Source organism: Ferroacidibacillus organovorans (assembly GCF_001642725.1).
Classification (GTDB): domain Bacteria; phylum Bacillota; class Bacilli; order Alicyclobacillales; family SLC66; genus Ferroacidibacillus; species Ferroacidibacillus organovorans.
Genome location: NZ_LSUQ01000007.1, coordinates 66294 through 86253, shown reverse-complemented (window position 1 = coordinate 86253; position 19960 = coordinate 66294). Strand labels below are relative to the sequence as shown.

The following is a 19960-nucleotide window of genomic DNA, read 5'->3' as shown; positions in this document are numbered from 1 at the left end:
AAAAAAACGAGTGCCAAAAACGCTGCGCTCACGCCATGGAGTCTCTGCTGCGATCGATCGCTGCGAGAATCTGATCTGGTGTGACGGGCAGTGCCGAAACCATAAACGCGAACGGTTCGAGCGCGTCACTCACTGCGTTTGCAAACGCGGCGGGGGATGCGATGAGCGACCCTTCCCCCATGCCTTTAAATCCACCTTCGCCGCTCGACGGCGTTTCGAGGTGAGCAATTCGCATGCGCGGAACTTCCGTCGCGACAGGCAACAGATAGTCAGCGAGCGTCGTCGTCGTGACTTGACCTTGGTCATCGTAGCGCAATTCCTCAAGATAGGCGCTTCCGAGTCCCTGTGCGACGCCGCCTTGAATTTGCCCTTCTACGATGAGCGGGTTGATGAGACGTCCACAATCATTGACAACGACATAGTCGAGCACCTCGATCATTCCTGTCTGTGCGTCGACTTCAACGACCGCGATGTGCGTTCCGTTTGAAAACGTGACGGGGCGTTTTGGTTGATAGCGCGCCACCACCTCAAGCCCGACGGGAAAGTCTTCTGGCAGGCGCAAGACATCCGTGTACGCTACTTGGGCGAGTTCACGAATCGAAAAATTTCGCGTCGGTACGCCTGCAACGAACGCTTTTCCGTCTTCTAACTGAACATCTTCTTTCGCAGCCTCAAGCAAATGTGAGGCAAGTGTTTGTAACTTTTCTTTCATTGCGCGCCCGGCCTTGAGCGCCGCCCCACCACCGATTGGTCCGGAGCGACTTCCGCCTGTTCCGCCACCAAATGGCGCGCTGTCTGTGTCTCCGTGCAAAACAACAATATCCTTTAGATCAACCCCAAGCTCATCGGCAATCAGTTGCGCCATGGTGGTTTCGTGCCCTTGTCCCGAAGGTCCGAGCCCAAACGCTGCCGTAACAGATCCATTTGGCTCGATGCGAATGGTTGCTGACTCGTACGGAACGGAGCCCGCCTCGGATTGCGCCATAGCGGTCGGCTCGACAAACGCAGAGATGCCGATACCGATATACTTGCCGTGATCGCGTAGTGTCTTTTGCTGTGCGCGTAACTCGTCATAGTTAAGCATCTCGAGCGCCTTTTCCAGGGATGCGCGATAAGACCCCCGATCATAAGCCTGCCCTGCGGCGTTTGTATAGGGGAAGAGTTCATCTGGGATCATGTTGACGCGTCGCACTTCCACCGGATCAAGGTGCAGCGCGCGCGCCACGCGATCGACGATACCCTCTTGCACAAAAGAGGCGATGGGTCCCCACACACCGCGATACGCGCCAAGCGGCGTTTTGTTGGAGTAGGTGCAATCGATGGTCGTCGCCAGATGAGGGATCGTGTACGGACCTGTCAAAACGCGTGACGCGAGCACCGTTTCACCGATCGCACCGCAAAACGGAAACGCGGAATAAGCGCCTGCGTCAGCGCGCAAATGATCGCGAATCGCAAGAATGCGACCATTCCCCTCAAAAGCGACCTCTACTTCGTGGATGTCATCGCGCGCGTGAACGTCAGTCAAGAGACACTCCGTTCGATCACTGATCCACTTTACGGGGAGTTTGTATTTAAGTGCGGCATACGCAACGACCAGGTATTCCGGATACGCGTGCGCCTTGATGCCAAACGCGCCTCCCACCTCAGGGACGATGACGCGCAACTCATTTTCTTCGATGCCAAGCGCTACAGCCATGTCACCGCGCAAACCGTGTGGAGACTGATGGGTCGCATAGATTGTCAAGCGTCCCGATCCTGGATCGATTGTCGCGGCGAGTCCGCGCGTCTCAAGCGGTACGCCCGTCTGGCGATGGGTTTGAAACACTTCGACCAGATGGTGCGGTGCCGCTTGAAACGCGTCCTCAAAGCCGCTTGTCTGGTACTCACTGTGAAACATGCGATTGGGCGTCTTCTCGTGCACGCGGCGTGGTTGATCAAGCAGGGATTCGCGCATCGCGAGGACGGGTTGCAGTGGCTCGTAGTCGATCTGTACACGCTCTACGGCGTCTTCTGCAGCATAACGGGTCTCTGCGATGATCGCGACAATCGGTTCCCCCACATAGCGCACGACATCGCGTGCAAGCGCCGGTTGTACGACACCGTTTGCTACATCTTCTGCACTGCCAAAAAAACAGGGACATTCTTTTGCCGTCAGGATGCGTTTAACACCGGGAGTGGCTTGCGCCGCGTCTAGGTGAATGGCGCAAATGCGCGCGGCACTGCGTTGGGAGCGAACAAAGGCGATTTCATACATCCCAGGAATTTCGATGTCATCCAGATAGCGGCTCGCGCCAGTAAGCAGACGCGCGTCTTCTTTGCGCGTGACGCGCGCGCCCGTATATTTTGGTTTCAGCGCGTTTTTCTGAAGGTGATGCAGCGCATCGCTCACGCTTCTTCCCCCTTTGCCGCAGCGAGAATGGCGTCAACAATAAACTGATAACCTGTGCAACGACAGATGTTTCCTGAGATCGCTTCGCGAATATCTTGTTCTGTTGGATCTTTCGTCTGTTTCAAGAGCGCTGTTGCGGTAAGGAGAAAGGCCGGTGTGCAAAAACCGCACTGGAGTGCGTGGTGCTCTTGAAAGGCACGCTGCAACCGAGTCATACCGTCTGCCGATAATCCCTCGATCGTTTCAACGGATGAACCTTCTGCCTGTATGGCAAATACGAGACAACTCCGTTCTGGCTTGCCGTCAACAAGCACGGTGCACGCACCGCATACACCGTGTTCACACCCGACATGTGTCCCTGTTAAGCCGAGTTTATGGCGCAGAACATCAGAGAGTAAAAAACGCGGCTCGACATCGAGTGAATGTGTTTGACCGTTGATATTCAATGTGATGGATTGAGTTGCTTGAATGGTTTTCACGCCTGTACACGCCTCCCTTTCAAATAAGCGCGTTCGGCAACGACGGCCGCCAACTTTCTGCGATACACGGTTTGATCAAGTGGCTCAAGTGTGCTTGCAAGCGATGTGAAGAGCGCTTGTCGCGCTTTTTCCTCGACGGGCAGGGCGTCGAGTGTCAGATGGTACGGCATATCAGATACACCAAACCAGGTGATTTCTGTCGCCGATTCCTCAACGCGAACAAAAGCTCCGGAAAGCGCAAAGTCTCCCGGCCGTCGAGCAATTTCTGCAAAGTGAATGCGGTTTGCCGAGCTTGCAAAAAAGTGGATGCGCGTCAGAATTTCATCTTCTGCGAGATCTGTGGTAAAGAGCCCGAGATAGAAGTCGCGCGCGGTGACGGTACGTTCTCCGCGTACGCTCGTAAGGACAAAGCGCGCGTCAAGCGCAACCATGGCGGCTGGCAACTCAGATGCTGGGTCGGCGTGTGCGAGAGAGCCACCCAGTGTCCCGCGGTTGCGAATCGCCCAGTGCCCCACTTCTCCAGCGCACTCTGCGAGTACCGGCGCATACGCTCGCACAAGGGGGTGCTCATGGAGGCTTTGATGTGTGATGCCCGCACGGATTGTGAAGACATCATCTTTGAGGGAAACGGAAGCAAACGCCTCAATGCCGCAGAGATCGATTAAGACCGTCGGTTTGCTTAGACGATAGTTCATGAGTGGAATTAAACTTTGACCACCCGCCAAAAGTTTTGCGTCCGTGTATTCGGATAACGCGTTCGCGGCTTCCTCGACGGTTGCAACGCGAATGTATGAAAACGGTGCTGGTTTCAAAAAATCGTGCTCCTCTCACAACACATCGTTAGATGACAACCGCACGCGCCAGGTGCATGAGCGCTTCTTGCGTGTCACAAGGAAGGAGTCGGCGTAAAAATGGCAGTGCCATTTTAAGGGATCGCGTCTCAGGAGAAAAACCTTCCGTATTCAGATAAGGGTGTAACCAATAGATACGTCGACTGACTGAAAACATGGAGCGAAGTGCATCCCCCACCCTCTCAGGCGGGCCAACATCCCAACCGTCGCTCAAAATGAATACGGTGGTGTCATTGCCAAGCCAAGATGTGGCATACTGCAAAAGCCATGTTTCAAGCGCTGCACCGAGCAAGGTTCCGCCAGACCACAGTGCTGTGAGTTGCAGTAAACGCGTGCGCATCTCCGTATAAGGAAGTCTGAACTCGCGCGTCGCGTCGACGAGGCGCGTTGAAAATAGGAACACGCCTACGCGACTGCGCATAGCAGTGAGCGACGCAATCCACGGGAGATAGCGATCCACGTCACTCATCATTGAGCCTGACACATCCCACAAAATAACCATGCGCGTCGGTGTACGCCGCGCACGCTCGCGCTTAAAAGGCATTGTGTGTCTACCGCGTTTTGCCACGTATTTCGCCATTTTGTTTAATGCGAGATGCTGATTCCCAAGGGGCATTCCACGCGGATCTGCGCGCGTACCCAAGTAAAAAGGAAGGAGCGGAAAGAAGGCGTTTACGGTCTGCAGATCCGCCGCGCGATCCGATGGATCCATCCCCATACGATCACGCAGACGTGACGCTACCTCTTTTTGCGCTATCTCCCCCACGCGCGCATCCCCTTGTTGGTTTGAAGGCGCCGCCTCCGTCTCTGTGTCTTCTCATGAATCGCTAAGCCATTCAGGCATACGGGCGAGAACGTAATTCCAATCGTACTCGTCTTTTAAAACACACCCAAGCGAACTGATGATCAAAGATTCGTCCCACGGTTTTTGCACCTGGAGCGCGATGAGCGCTCTTGTCCAATCGATCGCTTCCGCTGTGCCGGGGAGTTTTATTAGTGGGTAGTTGCGAAATACGCGCAGCCGTGTCCCGACAAAATCGAGAAGTTCTTCTTTTGCATTCGGAACATGTGCAAACAGGATACGTGCCTCTTCTTCGCGCGTTGGGTAGTCCATGTGATGGTAGAAAATACGTCTGCGCAGGGCGTCAGAAAGTGGACGCGTGCGATTTGACGTCAGCAGGATAAATGGCGAAATAAAGGGTCTAACCGTTTGATACTCAGGAATCGTGATTTGCTTTTCGCCGAGGTATTCAAGCAGCATCGCCTCAAAGGATTCGTCTGCGCGGTCGATTTCGTCAAGTAATAATACAGCGCCGCGTTCCGTCGTAAACGCCTTCAATAATGGGCGCTCAATCAAGTACCGCGATGAAAAAACGGTTTCGCTCGCGCCTTTTGTTAAATCAACCCACTGCAGGTGATAATTCCAATCGTAGAGTGCCTGATGCGCATCGATTCCTTCATAACACTGCAGGCGAATTAAATCGCGATCGAGGACGGACGCGACTGCGCTGGCGAGCGCAGTTTTTCCTACTCCAGCCGGTCCCTCTAGTAAAAGCGGGCGATCGAGTATGTGAGAGAGTTCCACAGACCGCGTGAGCGAGTCACTCGCGAGATAGCCAAATGAAGCGAGAGCATCCTTCTTGATTACGCTCACTGAGCAGCGATGGATGACGCCTGTGCCACAAGTGATTTGAAGAATTGGTTGATCAACAATTTGGCGACTCCGGAGAGAATCCTTTGCCCGACGCCCGCAACCGTTCCCCCCACGTGTGCGTCACCGCGATAATGCATGGTGCAGCCAGGCTGTTCACTAGCATTTTCTTCGAAGCGAACATGGACACTGGCCTCCATAAATCCGGTTGGCCCCTGGCCACTTATGACGAGCGTGTAACCAGAACCAGGTAATACATCCCTCATTTCAAGCACACCTTGATACTGGCCTTTGATGCCTGCAACTCCGACTTCAATTTGAGCTTCATATTGGTAGTCTGACGTTTTTTTCAGCGATTTGAGGCCGGGCATAGCAGTTACTAGCACATCCGGATCGGTCATTAAAGAATACGTCTCTTGAGGATTGGTCGGAAATTCCTTCGTGCCTTCTAACTGCATTCGTCCGCCTCCCTTTACCTTTACCTTACTGTACTCAGTATAACACGGTGATCGATGGATTTGGACAACACAAAACAAACTGAAACATTGTGCGAGTCATCTGACTCGCACAATGATCTTGAACGTATGCTGAACATCTCTTCGTTTCAAACACGATCTTGTCTGGCAATACTAGAGAATTACGCGGGTTTGCGGTACGATACCGAAGACTGGAATCTGCATCACGGCAGATCAGAAATATCCAAGCATAAGTAAATATAATCTCACGCTTTCGCGTGATGTGAGGAGGTGAAACTCGTGCTTCAAACCGTTAGAACCTTTTTTACGTACGCAGCGATTGGAATCGTGAACACAGCCGTATCACTTCTTCTCTATTTTCTTTTGATCGCGCTTCACATCACACCAACCATCGCGCTTGCGGTCAGTTACTTCGCCGGGATGGGGACAAGCTACTTCCTTAATGCGCGCTTTACATTCAACCAAAATGCATATAGCGCGGCACTCGTTCTGCGCTTTCTAACGGTGAATGTTGTCCTACTTCTCATGAGCGAATGGTCGCTTCATGAAATTATGCACGTCCTGACCCGTTCTGCCTATCTCGCGCAAATTGTCAATGTGATTCCGATGACGCTGATCGGTTATCTGGCCAATCGTCAGTTTGTCTTTACAGCGCGACATGATGACCGGGAGAATCGCATCTATGCCGGTTTTTTTGGGTGTGCCGTAGGAATTGCGCTCATTCAACGCATCTGGGTGACGCTTGGCGGATATTTATTCTCGGCAACCCATCATGTCAAGACGCTAAAATGGCTTCTCATTCAAGGACTTATCCACTGGGATGCGGGATGGTTTCTCTCCATTGCGCGTCACGGGTATGTCCATGTTACACAGCTTGCTTTCTTCCCATTTTATCCAGTGATTATTCGCGTATTTCACGATGCGACGACACTTCCTGACACGGTAAGTGGGGTGATTGTTTCAAGCGTTTCGTTTGTTGTCGCGATGTACTATCTCGGCAGAATTGCGCATCGACTCTTTTCGACGCGCGTGGCCATCCTCGCAATGCTGTTTTTTGCCTTTTTCCCGACCTCTTACTATTTTGATGCTCCATACAGTGAGGCGCTTTTTATGGCTCTTAGTCTCGCGGCTGTCGAAAATGCGTATCGTCGAAACTTTTTTCTGGCAAGCTTCTTAACCGCACTTGCAACGCTCACGAGAAACACAGGCGCGCTCCTGCTGCTCCTGGTGTTTTGGCAGTATCTATCTTGGCGGGGAATGGATTTTCGTTTTTATACGCGGGCGTGGTGGAAGAAGCTCGACTACAGGGTCATGTCCCTGACGCTCCCCATTGTCTTTTTACTTTCGTATGCGGTTTGGCTTCATCAGCACTATGGACACTATCTCGCATTTTTAACGGCGGAAAAACACTGGCACCGACAATATATGCCCCTTTGGGACACCTACGCTCATACACTCCGACAATACATTACCGGATTGCACCCAATTCTTGCATCCTATTATCTATTGCTCGAGCTGATTTCTGCGCTATTGTCCATTGTTTTTATCGCACTTTCCATTTGGTCTTACCGCGTACACCGCGCGCAAGGGGATTGGATTTTGTATTTAGTCATCCTGACGTGGATCGCAAGCACAGAACCATCGGTAAATATTCCTGACTATCTCGTCAGTCTTCCGCGCTATCTTTTGATGCTCTTTCCGGGCTTCATTCTTCTCGCGGAACGCTTTCCGAGGATTGCAGTGGCCATTCCACTGCTCTTGGTCTCCGCAATTTTTTTATTACGTTTGAGTGGACTTTACTACTCAGGGTCATGGATCGCCTGATTCGTGTGACGCGTCAAATGAGTTGAAATGCGGTCGAGGAGGTAGCCAAGGTGGCGATTGAAGAGCGCTTTGATGACATAAAGCGTCGATTCGAACGAAAAACTGCAATTCCCTATGTATCTGTGGTTATTCCTGCCTACAATGAAGAACTGGTCATCGAAGAGACATGCACTAGACTTATCCGAGTGATGGATAAACTCCATTTGCCCTACGAACTTCTATTTGTCAATGACGGATCGCGCGATGGTACCTACCGCGTATTGGAACGTCTCGCGGAGGAGATTTCTTGTGTAAAGGTGCTCGACTTTTCTCGCAATTTTGGTCATCAAATTGCGGTTACAGCGGGAATTGACCACGCCGTCGGCGATGTAGTCATATTGATCGATGCAGATCTGCAAGATCCTCCTGAATTGATTGCCGATTTTCTTGAAAAGTGGCGAGAGGGATATGACGTCGTCTACGCTGTTCGCATGCGCCGTGAGGGAGAAACGTGGTTCAAACGTTCAACGGCGAAATTCTTTTATCGTATGCTGCGTAAAATGACGGAAATTGAAATACCGGTAGATACTGGCGATTTCCGCTTAATGGATCGATCGGTTGTCGAGAGTCTGCGCACAATTAAAGAAAAACACCGATTCATTCGCGGCCTGGTCTCCTGGGTTGGGTTTCGACAAACGGGGGTGCCCTACGAACGCGCGGAACGTTTTGCCGGAGAGTCGAAATACCCCTTGCGAAAGATGCTGAAATTTTCTCTGGATGGGATTACATCGTTTTCCTTTCGTCCACTTCAGTGGGCGAGCAAACTGGGCATGGCTTCGTCTGGGATCGGATTTTTGTTTATTCTCGTGTTACTCTATTTAAAGATCTTTACTACGCTTACGATTCAGGGGTGGACCTCCTTGATGGTCGTCGTTCTCTTTCTGGGGGGCATCCAACTTTTTATGCTGGGAGTCCTCGGAGAATACATCGGCCGAATTTACGACGAAGTGCGTAATCGTCCACTCTATTTGATCCGAGAGAGAAAGAATTTCGAATCACATAAATGAAGAAAAAAATCAAAAAGGGTTCCTCGCAGGATGGGGAACCCTTTCTTCTTTCGGTTATCTACCGTAATCTTTATGGATAACGCGAAAAAATGCGAGAAATACTGATAAAACGGATATAGCCGATACGGCAACCACCCAGTAATCCTGAACCGTGCCAAGCGTACTCATCGATTCCCCCCGCTCTCAGTACGAGACGTAAGAAACATGACGCGATACAACGATCCTTCATATCTAAGACTATCACTCCGTAGTAACGTTCGCAACCCATTATTCGCCTAGAGGGAAAATTCAAATGACTAAATTCACGCTTATTGCGTTGCTGATCGCTGAGGTTCGTTTTGTGGTTTTGGCAGCGTTCCAGGTCGTGTGAAAAAGTAAAAAAAGATGGCGAGAAAGAGCACCAAGCCAAACGTTCCTACAGACGCTGTGACGCCTTCACCTTCCTCTTTGATTGAACTAATACTCTGATTCATCGCCTTGCCCTCCTTGTTGAGTTTTATTTTAAGTAAAGCGCCAAGTCTTACCAACCCCCTTCAAAAGCAACTGTTGATACGCATCCAACGTTTTTTTAGAAACACCTGGAATGTTTGTTTTTGATTTTGGTGTTTCAAGAATGGGGCCACCCAATACAATGGAGGCTCGTTGCGCTGTGATGTAAAGCCCCACGGTTGTTAATGCCTCACCAACCAATAGTACGGCCGATAGCACCTCGATTGCACGCAACGTCGCACGAGCAGTTGGAGTTATTCCCTGATTTAAGACACCACCGAGTACGGGGCCAGACAGAGAAAGATTTATCCCTGCCGGAACGATAAATAGCCCTGATGGGGCGAGTTGGCCCGTTAACAGAAGTGCCGCTGTGACAAGATCAATACTCTCATGCGTTCCTTGGAGAAAGGTAAACAAGGGGAAATTTCCATGCATGTCCTTTGTCTCTCCCTTCCTCCTATCCTACGCAAGCCAACGTCTCTTCGCGTGCCAAGACCGCCTAAAAAGTAAAAAATAGACGTAATATCCCACGGTTCTTTGCGTATTCGCATACTGATTCGGAAAGCCTATGCGTTATGACAATTACGCTGGATGACCCACTTCAACCTTCCCTCCTCTCTGTCGAATTTCGCGGTGATATCGTGGAAAATGTTCACGATGGGCATATCGCCGTGTGCAATGCGCAAGGTAAGTTACTATTTTTTTATGGAGTTCCATCCGTGCAAGTGTATGGTCGCTCTGCATTAAAGATCATCCAAGCCTTGCCGCTGCTAGAGACAGGTGCGGCAGACCATTTCCAAATGAGTGATCGAGAGCTCGCTCTGTGCGCCTCTTCCCATAGCGGGCTTCCCTCCCATCAAGCCGGTGTTCGCTCGCTGCTCGCACGTATCGGATGTGAGATATCAGATCTCATTTGTGGATGTGGACCGCCCTACAGTAGTAACGCGCACGATGAGATGCTCAAAAGCGGTGAACCAATGACGGCAATCTGCAATGTGTGTTCAGGCGTTCACACAGGCATGCTCGCGACTGCCGTGTTCTGTAACGAATTGACAAGAGGTTATGAAGACATTCGCCATCCCGTGCAAAAACGCGTATTGGACGCAGTATCAGATGTTACAGCGACGCCAGAATCTGCGATTCAGGTCGGCATTGACGGGTGTGGGATACCGACGTTTGCACTCACACTTGAGGGTATCGCACGCGGGTTTGCGCGCATGACGCGCACTTCTCACTTTCAAACAAAACGCGCCTCTGCCGTCAAGCGTATGCTTGACGCTTATGTACGTCACCCGGAAATGGTGACAGAAGAAGATTCATTTGCGACGCGCCTGATTCGTGCCTTTGATGGGGAGTTGATTGGAAAGGAGGGGGCAAAGGGGGTTTTTGCATTGCTGCATCGCTCGAAAGGCTTGGGAATCGCAATAAAAGTGGCGGACGGAACAAAAGAAAGCATACCATCCGCCGTGATGGCCATCCTCTCGCAAATTGATTGTCTGCCAAACCTACCGCCAAGCTTAGAGCGTTATGTAAAAGCGGAATTAAAAAATACATGTAATGATGTTATTGGACGGATCGAATCGAGAATTCGCTTGCAACCCATGCGCTCAACGCAGCGGGAATGAAGTTATACGTAGTTCACGCGCGCGAAAACAGTGCGTGGTGTGATCCATGACAACGCCTGTGGCCTGTAGATAAGCGTAACAAATGGTGCTACCTACGAACGCAAATCCTCTTTTCTTGAGGTCTCGACTCACGCAATCGGATAACTCTGTGCGTGAGGGGACCTCATCCTCTTGATCTGTCGGTCGTACAATGACGCGCGCATCTGTAAACGACCAGAGATAGTTTGAAAATCCCCCCATCGCCTGCTGTATCTCTCGATAGCGCTTAGCGTTTTCGATGGTCGCCAGGATTTTCCTGCGATTGCGTATAATGCCGGCGTCACTCATCAACTGTTCAACCTTGCCGTCTGAAAAGCTGGCAACGCGTTCCGGATCAAATCCGGCAAATACCTCGCGAAACCGTTCTCGCTTTTTGAGAACGGTTAAAAAGCTGAGACCTGCCTGCATCATCTCAAGCACGAGAACCTCAAACAACTGTGTATCATCATGTTTGGGTACGCCCCACTCTTCATCGTGATACCGCAGGTACAGAGGATCATTCGTACACCATGCGCAGCGCACTCGCTGATCGTGAGTGTCGACAAGCATTTTTTGTCCAATTTTGATCGTGTTTTGCGCGTCGATCTTCATCCTCCTCCTTGTGTACAAATATGTTTTATCCGATCCAACCTGTAGTACAGGCTAACCAAGTAAAATAGTCTCTACAGATAAAAAAGCTTCGGACGATTCGCCGAAGTCTTCGTTGATAAATGTACGCTCAGTACGTATTTGAGTTTCGATTCTTCGTTTTGGAGCGGATGACGGGACTCGAACCCGCAACTTTCAGCTTGGGAAGCTGACGCTCTACCAATTGAACTACATCCGCATGATACGAAATTATAGCGTAAACGAGCTTAATTTGCAAAACGATGAAGATACAATTTGCACGGGAGTCTCAACACTAAGGCATCCGCGTATAAAAAAATGGAGCGATCTGTGACAAGCCATACGTTTCTGAGTGAAAAATTTGTTCCGTGCTGCCGACAAATAGAATGCCCCGCGGACGCAGCGATCTGGAGAATTTATGGTACAATTTTTCCTTTGCATCGTCAGTAAAATAAATGAGGACATTTCTACATACGACGACGTCCAAGTTCTCCGGAAAGTCGTCGCGCAATAAGTTGTGAAGCCTAAAGGAAATCCGAGCGCGAAGCTCATCATTAAAACGATCTTTGGTGTCATCAAAGACGTGGATGAACCGTTCTCGCACGGACGCAGGAATAGCCTCCAAGTCGTCTCTAGAGTAAACTCCATATTCTCCTACACGAAGCGCGTGAGGATCAATATCTGTGGCTAAGATCTCCATTTGCGAGAGCGTCATGAATTCGCTAAAAACCATTGCCATCGTATAGGGTTCCTGCCCAGTACTGCAAGCTGCACTCCATGCGCGAAGGGTGCCTTGCTGTTCTCGATTTTTTGCGATCCATGCACCAAAAGCATGCCATCGCTCTGGGTTTCGATAAAACGAAGAAACATTGATCGTGAGTCGATCCATCAGTTCAGCCAACAAGTCTGCGTCACGCAAGGCAGCCTCGAGATAGTGAGTGAAGTTCGCATAACCGCGTCGATCTCTGAGCGTCGTAAGCCGGCGCTCCATCTGCGACTGGCGGTACTGGGTGAGATCAATGCCTGTTGCCGTGTGGAATTTTGCGACAAATGAATCGTAATCACCCATTCAGTTCACCCCCCCATGTCTCGAGGCAAACGCCTTTAAATCCAGCGGCCGATTGTTTTATCCATCGATGTCACTTCATCGTTTGCAAACCAAAGCGCAATTTCACGCACCGCACTCTCTTCCGAATCGCTACCGTGAATGATGTTCATACCGACACTCACTGCGTAGTCCCCACGGATGGTGCCAGGAGCCGCGTCGATTGGATTGGTTTTACCCATCATAGCGCGCGCGGTTGAAATGACATGCTCACCTTCCCAAACCATGGCAAACACAGGCGAGGATGTAATAAACGAAACGAGTTCGCCAAAGAATGGACGATCTTTATGTTCTGCGTAGTGTTGCTCTGCGCGCTCTTTTGAAACCTGCGTGAGTTTTGCACCAACGAGGGTAAACCCCTTCTTCTCAAAACGATTTACAATATCCCCCACCAACCCGCGCTGCACTCCATCTGGTTTTACCATGATAAAACTGCGTTCCATGTGATTCCCTCTTTTCTCAAACTGGATTCCAACGTGCATCGTACCAGTGTCACACGTCTCAATGCAAGTTTATGATTAATGCTCGCGCTTTCCAATGTACGTCGCAAGCGCTGCGAGTGACAAGCGCGCGGATGTGGCTGGCAACATGGCGAGTGACTCACTCGCCTTTATGAGATAAAGATCGGCGAGTTTTTGTGCGTTTAAAAGGCCTGTTGACGATTTGATTAAATGTATGGCAGACTCTACCGCATCTTCGCTCATGTCAGGCGAAATCAGGTTGCGTAGCTCATCGCCAATTTTCTTTTCACAGAGTGCCAAGAGCACAGGGAGCGTAATGTTTCCTTGTCGCAAATCACTGCCGACAGGTTTCCCGAGCCGTTCTTTCGTTGAGGTGAGATCGAGTAGATCATCGGTAATTTGAAATGCCATTCCAGCGAAATAACCGAATCTTCTCAACGCATTGCGATGCGCTTTTTTTGCGTTTGTTGCATGCGCTCCGAGAACACAGGACATCTCAATTAAAAACGCTGTTTTTCTTCGTATGCGATGCAAGTAATGGCGAACAGACTGATTCAGATTATAGAGATCTTTAATCTGTTCGATCTCTCCCAGGGTCATGCGATGAATCGCCTTCGAGAGAATTTCATGAAACGTATGATCCTGAATGGAAGTGAGAACCTGAAGCGACTGTGCAAAAATGAAATCCCCTGTATACATCGACATTCGATTGCCATAGAGAAATTTTACAGTTGGCGTCCCCCGGCGCGTCGACGCGTCATCAATCACATCATCGTGAACCAGCGACGCCATATGAATAAGTTCCAGTCCGACTGCCACTCTCGATAACTGTTCGAAATCGTAGTCTCCAAACGTGCCTGCCAGCAAGACAAACACGGGACGCAAACGTTTGCCCCCTGCAGATAAGAGATGCATTGCCGCATCCTGCAATTCTTTATGTTCACATGTGAGTGCCGCTTTCAAGCGCTCTTCAACGCGCCCGAGATCGCCCTCAAGTTGTTGGTACAGTTGAGCTACATTCCCACTTAGGTTCACCTAGACACCCGCCTTGCCCTCTACCCGACCTGCTTCAAGCTGATCTTTCCGGTTTATAACCGATGTGTAACGCACAGATGCCTCCCATCAACGCGTAGTGTTCCACGCGCTCAAGACCCGCCTCCGCGAATCGCTTTGCCAGTGCAAATCGATCTGGAAATGGTTTTAAACTCTCTGGCAACCAGCGATAAGGTTGGTCATTGCCTACGACGATACGTCCCAAAAGGGGCAAAACGTGATTGAAATACGTGTAGTAAACAGAGCGAAACAATCGGTTTGTCGGCTTCGATAGCTCAAGAGAAACGACGAGGCCGCCCGGTTTTACAACGCGGTACATTTCGCGCAGCACTTGATCAAGATCCGGGACATTTCGCAGTGCAAACCCGATTGTAGCATAGTTAAACTCATCAGACGAAAACGGAAGAGCCATGGCATTCCCTAACATCATTTTTGTCACATTGGATAAACCGCTCTGTTGCGTTTTGGGAATCGCAATATCGAGCATTTCCTGACAAAAGTCAATGCCTACGACTTCCCCGCTTGGTCCAACTGCGTTTGCCATGGAAATCGCCCAGTCTCCTGTTCCTGTCGCAACATCCAGGCAACGTTCACCCGGTTTTATTCGCATTTTTTTCATGGCAAATTTACGCCAAAATTTATGTTGATTGAAACTTAAAACAGAATTCATGACATCGTATTGCTTTGCAATCGTTGAAAACACGTCGTGAACAAATTCTGCTTTTGATGTGTCTGCCATCACGCGAAAACCCCTTTCATACTAAGATTTTCGAGCTCCGTTTTTTAAATCGTCAACTCTGCTCCATCGCAGACGCAGAGATTGAAGCGATTCGCGCATCCAAAACGAGTTCTAATTGATCCCAGTCTTCTCTTCCCATTACATCATTCGCTGCGTGTTGGAGTGCCGTCATAGAATCCCTGAAATTTTGCATAATTCTCGTAAAAGTATCGTATTTTGCATGAAGCAGTGTGATTCGCTTATCTTTGTTCATCTGACCGAGAACCATGTAGTCAATGTTCTTTAATTCTTCTTCTGTCGCGCGTTGCTCTAAATAAACGTGAGCGAGTGAGAGCGACTCCATATCACGCTCATCAAACAGTTCAGCTTTATAAACGGTTGCAGAGATCGCTGCCTCAACGAACTCTTCCATGGATCGATCGAGTTCAAACGCGTTACAAAGCGCGCGAAGCAATGCTCCATGCATGGTTTTTACATCAGAAATGTACTGATCATCTGTCAACTGACCATCGTTCAGTGCAGTGTAGAGGGACGCTTTGGCGACATTGATCTTTGAGACAGCATCGGAAAATCGATGAATAATATCAATGCGATTGGCTTCGGCGAGCAGTTTATAAAAAAGACTGCTCAAGTAATCGCCGCCAAGCACGGTCAATTGCCCCTTCTTATCTTGCCGCGTCGTCGTGTCAACAATTTTTTCGTGGAGCGCCAAACCGTGATACATGAGAATCATGGATGCGAGAACGCGATCCCGTGCGCCTCGCGTTAGGGTTGTCCTAGACAAGATAATCGCCCCAAGAAGAAGTTGCCACTTGGAAAGCGCTGGCAAGATCGATTCTGCTTTTAAAATTGCTTGCGACATGACACGTTCCACAAAGCGTTGTAAGTCGTGCAGGCCAAAGCGATTCTCTAAAGTTGTGCTTTCGTGGTCCGAAATCTTGTTGTCCATGGGTTGAGACCACCCCTCTTACACAGCATGCAGACGTATTATACCACAGTGTGTATAAGCCCAGTGTGGCTGCCGCACGTTTCTTTTACACAGGTCCTACTCTTCTGTGTCAATCGTTCCTAGTTTCGTATAAATCACGGCGGGTCCGCGAACTTTGATCGCTGAAGTGTACTCCGTAAACTGTGCCAACATCACTTCATTTTTATCCAGTTTTTCGAGATGATTGAACTTTGTATCGTGTCCTCTTGTAAGGCCAATGACTTGCACTCCGCTTTGTTTTGCTTTGATCACGACGTATTCTTCCACAAAGATTCCTCCGCTCAAAAAAAATCAGCCTGCGAGACAGGCTGACATTCGGCTATGGTCGGAATGCCGGGATTCGAACCCGGGACCTCTACCTCCCCAAGGTAGCGCGCTACCAGGCTGCGCTACATCCCGTCAAACAAAGTCATTATAACAGGATCACAAGACTGTCGCAAGAAAGGTTCGCGTTAGGTAAGGATCTCCTTCAACGATCTATGGTTCAACGCTCGATGGTGTCATACAGCGAACGCAAGGTGATCTGTTTTTCCATTTCAGCCAGTGATATGGGATGGGACATGGTAGCTTTCGGCGCGCAGTAAATCCGTAAAAATCAGATCCGAGAACGATGGGGTAAGCCAATTTTCATCATCGATCGCGCGCATTTTCCAGTTATCGCGAAGAAGAATTTGAATCATAGAATCCTCCTTTGAAAAGGCGCCCTGCTTAGAGCGCCTTGTTTTTGCGTTGCTTTTCTGCTGTTCGCAGCTCTATTCTGCGGATTTTACCGCTTGCCGTTTTTGGAAGATCAGTGACAAACTCAATCTCACGGGGGTACTTATAGGGTGCCGTAACGCGTTTTACATAGTCTTTCAATTCTTCTTTTAATTGATCCGTAGGTTCAACCCCAGCTTTAACGATGATAAACGCTTTGACAATATGTCCGCGCTCATCGTCTGGGCTGGCGACTGCCGCACACTCGGCAACGGCTGGATGGCTGACGAGCGCGTCTTCTACCTCAAATGGCCCGATCGTGTATCCAGCGCTAATGATCATGTCATCTGAGCGTCCCTCAAACCACAGATAACCGTCATCGTCAAAACGACCAAGGTCTCCCGTTATATAATAATTTCCAAGAAACGCTTTTGCTGTGCGCTCAGGATCGTAGAGATATCCTTGAAACAACGTGGGCAACGTCTTTTTGACTGCGATGTGGCCAATCTCACCCGTCTTTAACACATGGCCGTCGTCGTCCAGAATGGAAACCTCGCTCTGTGGCGTCGGCTTGCCCATCGATCCGGGTTTTAGTTCCATACCCACTTGCGTCGCGACAAGCAGGGAGTTTTCTGTCTGGCCATAGCCATCGCGAACCAAAACGCCACACGTCGCTCTAAATGCGTCAATCACTTCTCGATTGAGCGGTTCACCCGCACTCACCGCACTGCGCAGTGCACTCGGTTTCCACGATTTCATCGCTTCACTCTTTGCCATCAACCGATACTCAGTCGGTGTCGCGCATAAAAGAGAAATTGGATACGCTTCCATGAGTGACAGGTAGACCTGTGGGTCAAATCGTCCGACGTAGATGAAAGCGGTGCCGCCTTTTCCCAGAATCGATACAAACGGGCTCCACACCCACTTTGCCCATCCAGGTCCTGCCGTGGCCCACGCCCACTCTTGTGGCACTGCATCAAACCAATAGGTTGCAGCGTTTGCAAGATGCGCTTTTGCCCATCCGTGAACATGTACAACCCCTTTTGGCCCCCCTGTCGTGCCTGACGTATAGGAGATGAATGCCATGTCTTGTTCATCCGTATCAGCAGCAGGCATGTCCCGTGTGGCACAGCGCGAAGATTCCAGCGTGACAAACCCGTCGCGGATAAAATCAACGGCGATCTTTTTTACATTGGAGTGATCTACGGCTTCTGCGACTTCTTTTGCGACATGCTCAGCAGTTATGACGGCCGTTGCTTGCGCGTGACGAATCCGATACGCGATATCCTTTGCGCGCAGCAACTCAGATCCTGGCATGATGACAGCGCCCATGCGAAGCAGCGCCAAATAGATTTGATACGATTCAACGCCGCGGCCAACCATGACGAGTACGCGATCACCTTGTTTTATTCCTTCAAGCATGAATTGTTCTTGTGTTCCTTTGACCCGTTCGAATAATTCATGGTAGGTCAAGCGATGCTCCGTTCTGTCTTGTTGAAGTGCAACAATCGCCAATTGATCAGGGTGATTGAGTTGATAATTTTCAACATGTGTTGCGAAATTGTAATTCATGCTCATACTCCTTCCAATTGTTCCGAAAAAAGTGTAAAAAACGAGTTCCTCTTTCATCCTTATTCGAGTTGTAAAAACAGAATCCTGCTTTCCTTGTTTGAACGTCATGAAAAAAGCGCGACCCGCAGGTCGCGCTTTTTTAAAGGATGATCGCGATCAATCCCCCGCTGCCCTCATTAATAATTCGCTGAAGCGTTTCCCGAAGTTTATACTGAGCGTTCTCTGGCATCATTGAAAGCTTTCCGGAGATTCCCTCACGAACGATGGCGGCAAGTGACTTGCCAAAGATGTCAGAGTTCCAGATCTTCTGCGGATCCTCTTCAAAATCTTGCATCAGATATTTGACCAACTCTTCACTTTGGCGCTCCGTGCCAACAATCGGCGCGAATTCCGATTCGACATCGACGCGAATCATGTGAATCGAGGGTGCTGTCGCCTTTAAGCGAACCCCGAAACGCGACCCTTGACGAATCAGTTCCGGTTCATCGAGGGACATCTCTTCAAGAACGGGCGGCGCAATTCCGTATCCGGTCATCTTGACCATGCGCAGCGCCTCGCCAATCTTATCGTATTCACGTTTAGCAAACGTCAAATCCTTCATCAGTTTAAGGAGGTGGTCCTTGCCACGAATCTCGACGCCGACAACTTCCGTGAGCACTTGATCGTACAGTTCATCAGGAGCGGTTAACTCAATGTCCGCAACGCCGTGGCCCATGTCAACGTTTGCGAGTGCGGCGCGCGCAATAAAATCGTAGTTTGAAAAGTGACCAACGACGCGATCAATGTCCCGCAGTCGACGAATATCCTGAATCGTGTCGCGCACCGCCGCCTCATACGACCGCCTTAGCCAGTGCTCAGGATCAAGCACCATGACCCAACTCGGCAGATTGACATTTACTTCGTGCACGGGAAATTCATAGAGCGCTTCGCGCAGCACCAACATCACGTCTTCCGTACCCATGGTTGCGCAGGATACAGCCACGACAGGGATGTCGTACTTGTCAAGAAGCGCGGCGCGCAACGCCTGTGTTTCTGGGCTGTAAGGGTGCACGGAGTTAATCACCATGACAAATGGCTTGCCGAGTTCTTTGAGTTCATTGACAACGCGCTCTTCTGCCTCAACATAGCTGTCGCGTGTGATCTCAGAGATGGTGCCATCCGTCGTGATGACAAGCCCGATGGTGGAGTGATCAGCTATGACTTTGCGCGTTCCGATTTCCGCCGCTTCGGCAAAGGGAATCGGGTCGTCATACCAGGGCGTCGTGACCATGCGCGGCCCCATCTCATCCTCGTAACCGCGCGCGCCGTGTACGGTGTATCCCACGCAGTCGACCAATCGGCAATCAATGGTCAGACCTTCGGCAACGGTGATCCTTGCTGCCTGGTTAGGTACAAACTTAGGCTCTGTCGTCATAATCGTACGGCCAGCCGCGCTTTGTGGCAGTTCATCAATGGTTCGCGCGCGCTCCGCTTCATCATGCATATGAGGCAAAACGATCAATTCCATAAATTTTTTGATAAAGGTGGATTTTCCAGTTCGCACGGGACCAACAACACCTAAATAAATATCGCCGCCAGTGCGTTCTGCAATATCCTTAAACACTTCCAATCTCTCCACGCGATTCCCTCCCTGACCTCTGGCCGGCGTCAATCGCGACCTTTGCCTCTGATTTGACGCAACTATCGCTGCCATCCTCTTGCTGTCCGCACTCGGACAGTTCATGTATATGATGGATGACGCAAGATATGCTGCGCTTCAGAGTCCCGCGCGCAGTTGACGAATTGCCACTGGATTCCTTCTAGTTTCTATGAGTACGAACATTTCATAGAAACTAGAACAAAAAAAGATTCGGTTTTCCCGAATCTCTTCT

21 protein-coding genes and 2 tRNA genes are annotated in these 19960 nt (G+C 50.1%); 3 read left to right on the top strand and 20 right to left on the bottom strand.

What is annotated here, in order from left to right:
- Positions 1-28: 28 nt before the first annotated feature.
- From AYW79_RS04135 to AYW79_RS04110, 6 genes are read right to left on the bottom strand one after another with little or no spacing between them, the layout of a single operon-like run.
- On the bottom strand, positions 29-2389 hold the full coding sequence (locus tag AYW79_RS04135; protein WP_231877835.1) for a xanthine dehydrogenase family protein molybdopterin-binding subunit: 2361 nt from the start codon (positions 2387-2389) through the stop codon (positions 29-31).
- The gene (locus AYW79_RS04130; RefSeq protein WP_269449058.1) at positions 2386-2868 is read right to left on the bottom strand and encodes a (2Fe-2S)-binding protein; all 483 of its coding nucleotides are present in this window, start codon (positions 2866-2868) and stop codon (positions 2386-2388) included. The genes AYW79_RS04135 and AYW79_RS04130 overlap by 4 nt, the downstream gene beginning before the upstream one ends.
- Positions 2865-3680 carry an FAD binding domain-containing protein gene (locus AYW79_RS04125; protein WP_067561983.1) on the bottom strand — a complete coding sequence of 272 codons (816 nt, stop codon included), beginning with the start codon at positions 3678-3680 and terminating at the stop codon, positions 2865-2867. The genes AYW79_RS04130 and AYW79_RS04125 overlap by 4 nt, the downstream gene beginning before the upstream one ends.
- A 28-nt stretch (positions 3681-3708) precedes the next feature.
- The gene (locus tag AYW79_RS04120; RefSeq protein WP_067561981.1) at positions 3709-4485 is read right to left on the bottom strand and encodes a VWA domain-containing protein; all 777 of its coding nucleotides are present in this window, start codon (positions 4483-4485) and stop codon (positions 3709-3711) included.
- 51 nt (positions 4486-4536) lie between these two features.
- The gene (locus AYW79_RS04115; protein ID WP_067561978.1) at positions 4537-5373 is read right to left on the bottom strand and encodes an AAA family ATPase; all 837 of its coding nucleotides are present in this window, start codon (positions 5371-5373) and stop codon (positions 4537-4539) included.
- Positions 5370-5828 carry a CoxG family protein gene (locus AYW79_RS04110; RefSeq protein WP_067561975.1) on the bottom strand — a complete coding sequence of 153 codons (459 nt, stop codon included), beginning with the start codon at positions 5826-5828 and terminating at the stop codon, positions 5370-5372. The genes AYW79_RS04115 and AYW79_RS04110 overlap by 4 nt, the downstream gene beginning before the upstream one ends.
- Positions 5829-6125: 297 nt before the next feature.
- On the opposite strand from AYW79_RS04110, the gene AYW79_RS04105 reads away from it, so the two are divergent.
- Together AYW79_RS04105 and AYW79_RS04100 are read left to right on the top strand one after the other, a co-directional pair.
- A complete protein-coding gene (locus tag AYW79_RS04105) occupies positions 6126-7670 on the top strand; it encodes a GtrA family protein (protein ID WP_067561972.1) in 1545 nt (514 codons plus the stop codon).
- A 107-nt stretch (positions 7671-7777) separates the two neighbouring features.
- The gene (locus tag AYW79_RS04100) at positions 7778-8716 is read left to right on the top strand and encodes a glycosyltransferase family 2 protein (RefSeq protein WP_067562054.1); all 939 of its coding nucleotides are present in this window, start codon (positions 7778-7780) and stop codon (positions 8714-8716) included.
- A 308-nt stretch (positions 8717-9024) separates the two neighbouring features.
- On the opposite strand, the gene AYW79_RS15445 is transcribed toward AYW79_RS04100, so the two are convergent.
- Together AYW79_RS15445 and AYW79_RS04095 are read right to left on the bottom strand one after the other, a co-directional pair.
- Positions 9025-9189, bottom strand: a complete 165-nt coding sequence (locus AYW79_RS15445; RefSeq protein ID WP_156481844.1) for a hypothetical protein — start codon at positions 9187-9189, stop codon at positions 9025-9027.
- A gap of 28 nt (positions 9190-9217) precedes the next feature.
- Complete coding sequence (locus AYW79_RS04095) at positions 9218-9640, bottom strand: hypothetical protein (protein WP_067561969.1); 423 nt, start codon at positions 9638-9640, stop codon at positions 9218-9220.
- Between the two features lie 140 nt (positions 9641-9780).
- Here AYW79_RS04095 and AYW79_RS04090 point away from each other — a divergent pair, with 140 nt between their 5' ends.
- Positions 9781-10830, top strand: a complete 1050-nt coding sequence (locus AYW79_RS04090) for an asparaginase (protein ID WP_067561967.1) — start codon at positions 9781-9783, stop codon at positions 10828-10830.
- Here AYW79_RS04090 and AYW79_RS04085 read toward each other — a convergent pair.
- The 12 genes from AYW79_RS04085 to spoIVA all read right to left on the bottom strand — a co-directional run bounded on the left by AYW79_RS04085 (position 10813) and on the right by spoIVA (position 19707).
- On the bottom strand, positions 10813-11460 hold the full coding sequence (locus AYW79_RS04085) for a DNA-3-methyladenine glycosylase I (protein ID WP_231877834.1): 648 nt from the start codon (positions 11458-11460) through the stop codon (positions 10813-10815). The genes AYW79_RS04090 and AYW79_RS04085 overlap by 18 nt on opposite strands.
- A 159-nt stretch (positions 11461-11619) precedes the next feature.
- Positions 11620-11695, bottom strand: a tRNA-Gly gene (locus AYW79_RS04080).
- Positions 11696-11770: 75 nt separating this feature from the next.
- Entirely contained in the window at positions 11771-12544 is a 774-nt protein-coding gene (locus AYW79_RS04075) for a CheR family methyltransferase (protein WP_067561964.1), read from the bottom strand.
- A 35-nt stretch (positions 12545-12579) separates the two neighbouring features.
- The gene (gene ndk / locus AYW79_RS04070) at positions 12580-13023 is read right to left on the bottom strand and encodes a nucleoside-diphosphate kinase (RefSeq protein ID WP_067561962.1); all 444 of its coding nucleotides are present in this window, start codon (positions 13021-13023) and stop codon (positions 12580-12582) included.
- 75 nt (positions 13024-13098) lie between these two features.
- Complete coding sequence (locus tag AYW79_RS04065) at positions 13099-14076, bottom strand: polyprenyl synthetase family protein (protein WP_082806714.1); 978 nt, start codon at positions 14074-14076, stop codon at positions 13099-13101.
- Positions 14077-14110: 34 nt separating this feature from the next.
- A complete protein-coding gene (locus AYW79_RS04060; RefSeq protein WP_067561959.1) occupies positions 14111-14833 on the bottom strand; it encodes a demethylmenaquinone methyltransferase in 723 nt (240 codons plus the stop codon).
- Between the two features lie 52 nt (positions 14834-14885).
- Entirely contained in the window at positions 14886-15782 is an 897-nt protein-coding gene (locus AYW79_RS04055) for a heptaprenyl diphosphate synthase component 1 (RefSeq protein WP_067561956.1), read from the bottom strand.
- 96 nt (positions 15783-15878) lie between these two features.
- On the bottom strand, positions 15879-16088 hold the full coding sequence (gene mtrB / locus AYW79_RS04050) for a trp RNA-binding attenuation protein MtrB (RefSeq protein ID WP_231877833.1): 210 nt from the start codon (positions 16086-16088) through the stop codon (positions 15879-15881).
- Positions 16089-16143: 55 nt separating this feature from the next.
- Positions 16144-16220 (bottom strand) — tRNA-Pro (locus AYW79_RS04045).
- A 137-nt stretch (positions 16221-16357) separates the two neighbouring features.
- Positions 16358-16501 carry a hypothetical protein gene (locus AYW79_RS15440; RefSeq protein ID WP_156481843.1) on the bottom strand — a complete coding sequence of 48 codons (144 nt, stop codon included), beginning with the start codon at positions 16499-16501 and terminating at the stop codon, positions 16358-16360.
- A 28-nt stretch (positions 16502-16529) separates the two neighbouring features.
- Entirely contained in the window at positions 16530-18089 is a 1560-nt protein-coding gene (locus AYW79_RS04040) for an acyl-CoA synthetase (RefSeq protein ID WP_231877832.1), read from the bottom strand.
- Positions 18090-18228: 139 nt separating this feature from the next.
- Positions 18229-19707 (bottom strand): stage IV sporulation protein A, encoded by a 1479-nt coding sequence (gene spoIVA, locus AYW79_RS04035; RefSeq protein ID WP_067561950.1) that lies wholly within the window; start codon positions 19705-19707, stop codon positions 18229-18231.
- Between the last annotated feature and the right edge of the window lie 253 nt (positions 19708-19960).